Below are 2,512 nucleotides of genomic sequence, written 5' to 3' on the forward strand. Positions count from 1 at the left end.
TCTAAAAATAAAAATTGACGTTCACGTTGTTTGTTTCGTTCAGTTTTCAAAGAACTTGTTTGCCGCTCATTTGCGACTCCCTTATGTTAACATTTCCATATTTCAATGTCAACTAAATTTTTCATTTTCTTTTGTCGCTTTCTGCGTTGTTGCTATCGGCGACTTGTTCTATATTACACCTCTAACCTACAATCGTCAATATGTTTTTATAAAAAACTTCATTTTTTTATAAATCCTATTTACGTTATTAATTTATCTATTTATATACCTCTTCTATAAGAATAGAATAGCAACCCATGAAACACTCTATGGGTTGCTATTCCATCATAAAAACTATTGTTCTTTTGAAGGTACAGAACAACTTTCATCCGTACAAGACATATCGCTTCCACCCTCTGAAGAAAGCTCTTGTAACTTAGGTGCAGGATTCTCTTCTTCCCAAACTTGCTGAAGTGCACCAACAAAAGTTTCAAGTGGTTGCGCACCTGAAATAGCATACTTTTGATTAATAATAAAATAAGGAACTCCCGAAATTTGATATTGCTGAGCAATCGCTTCATCAATTCTAACATCATTTGCATATGCGCTTTTATCATTAATAACATGTAGAGCTTCTTGCTTATCTAAACCTGAAGCTTCAGCAATAGTAGCAAGCGTATCCACATCACTTAAATTTTTCGATTCAGTGAAATATGCACAAAGTAGATTTTCCGTAATCTCTTTTTCTTTCCCTTGATCCTTTGCAAATTTAGCAAGACGATGCGCATCAAAAGTGTTCGTCGGCTTCATCTCTTCAAAATTAAAACTTAAACCCATACTAGCTGCATGATTGCCTAGTTGTATATTATTACGCTTAGCTTCTTCAATACTAATCCCATACTTTGATGCAAGTACTTCATTAATACTTGTTCCAGAATAGATTGGAGCATTTTGGTCTAATTCAAAACTTTTAAACTCAACTTCAACATCCTTCTTATGCGGAAATTGCTCTAAAGCCATTTCTAATCTACGTTTCCCAATATAACAAAATGGGCATACAAAATCTGACCACACTTCAATTTTCATAGAAACACCTCATTAACATGTAGTTTTCAATTATTGTAGCACTGGCAATAAGGAATTCAAAAATTTATGCTTCAAACCTTATATACTACAAACCAAAATAAGTTTTTAAATAGAAAAAACGATAATCAAAAGTATAAAAACATTTCCTTCTGATTATCGTATATACAAAATACAAATCTAAAACAATCTAATTACGCTGGAATGTATCTCCCCACGAACTTCCATACGGTATTCCAATATTTATTCGAATCTACCTTCTCGGCTTCTCCATGTCCAGCACCTGGAACAATTAATTTCTCTTTTTCTACTTTTGCAGCATTATATACTTCATCTAACATTTCATAAGGAACGAATGTATCAGCATCCCCATGAATAAATAGCATAGGTGTTTTACTTTTCGCCACTTGTTTTATAGCTGAAGCTTCTTCTAAATCATATCCAGCTCTTAATTTTGTAACTGTATTTGCCGCATTCATAACAGGAAACTTCGGCAAGTGGAATAAATCGTTTAATTGATACGTAAATTCATCAATAACAGTTGAGTATCCACAATCTTCAATAATAACTTTAACGTTAGCAGGTAACTCTTCACCTGAAGTCATCATTACAGTGGCCCCGCCCATTGAAACACCCAAGAGTGCTATTTCAGCATTAGGGTCTTTCTTTACAATTTGTTGAATCCAAATCAAAATATCTTTACGATCGTGCCAGCCCATCCCTATATAATCGCCTTCACTATTTCCATGCCCACGAAGGTCTGGCGCTATGACGTTATATCCTTCTTCATAAAAGTTCCGGATATATTTCGTCATTTTCGATGCCCTGCTATCATATCCATGAACTACAATTGCCCATTTATGGCTAGATTGTTCATTCATATATTCATAACCTGTTAAATTCAACTTATCGAAAGAATTTACGTTCAATGTATTAGGTTTATGATTTGATACAAAGTTCGCATCCTTTTCTTCATTTGTAGCAAACACACCTCCCGATGCATTCACAGTTTCTACTAAGTGAGGATTATCCTCTAAAAACTCTTTCTCTTGTTTCGCATTCAACGCATAATTATAAAAATAATTCCCGGCTAACATATAAGTAATTGCTAGAAGGACTAAAACTACTATAGTAATTACACCTATCTTTTTCATATTATCTCCTTTTTCAAAATTAAATCTTCTTATATTCAAGTACTCAAAAAAACAACTGCACTATTTTAACACACCGACAGCTTGCTTCTACAAAAAATAAAATAGAAAATCTTAAACTACACATCAAAAATGACGAAAGAAAATGAATATGAGAGGATCAAAAGAATAAGGATTACTTACTTGAGACTGATAAGAAGTTTAAAACACAAAAAAGACGAGTCATTCTGACTCGTCTTAAAGTTGCTTGGCGACGTCCTACTCTCACAGGGACAAGGTCCCAACTACCATCGGCGCTA

2 protein-coding genes are annotated in these 2,512 nt (G+C 33.8%); both read right to left on the reverse strand.

Features of this window, described 5'->3' with window-relative positions:
- Positions 1-333: 333 nt before the first annotated feature.
- Positions 334-1,065, reverse strand: coding sequence for a DsbA family oxidoreductase (locus ABH959_RS29365; protein WP_002035454.1), 732 nt, complete (start codon positions 1,063-1,065; stop codon positions 334-336).
- A 191-nt stretch (positions 1,066-1,256) separates the two neighbouring features.
- On the reverse strand, positions 1,257-2,216 hold the full coding sequence (locus ABH959_RS29370; RefSeq protein ID WP_404493567.1) for an alpha/beta hydrolase: 960 nt from the start codon (positions 2,214-2,216) through the stop codon (positions 1,257-1,259).
- Between the last annotated feature and the right edge of the window lie 296 nt (positions 2,217-2,512).

The organism is Bacillus sp. RC51 (assembly GCF_044908115.1).
Classification (GTDB): Bacteria; Bacillota; Bacilli; order Bacillales; family Bacillaceae_G; genus Bacillus_A; species Bacillus_A mycoides.

Bases quoted from the DNA above. Each gene is read 5' to 3' on its own strand.
- ABH959_RS29365 (WP_002035454.1), bottom strand. From the start codon at position 1,065: ATGAAAATTGAAGTGTGGTCAGATTTTGTATGCCCATTTTGTTATATT.
- ABH959_RS29370 (WP_404493567.1), bottom strand. From the start codon at position 2,216: ATGAAAAAGATAGGTGTAATTACTATAGTAGTTTTAGTCCTTCTAGCA.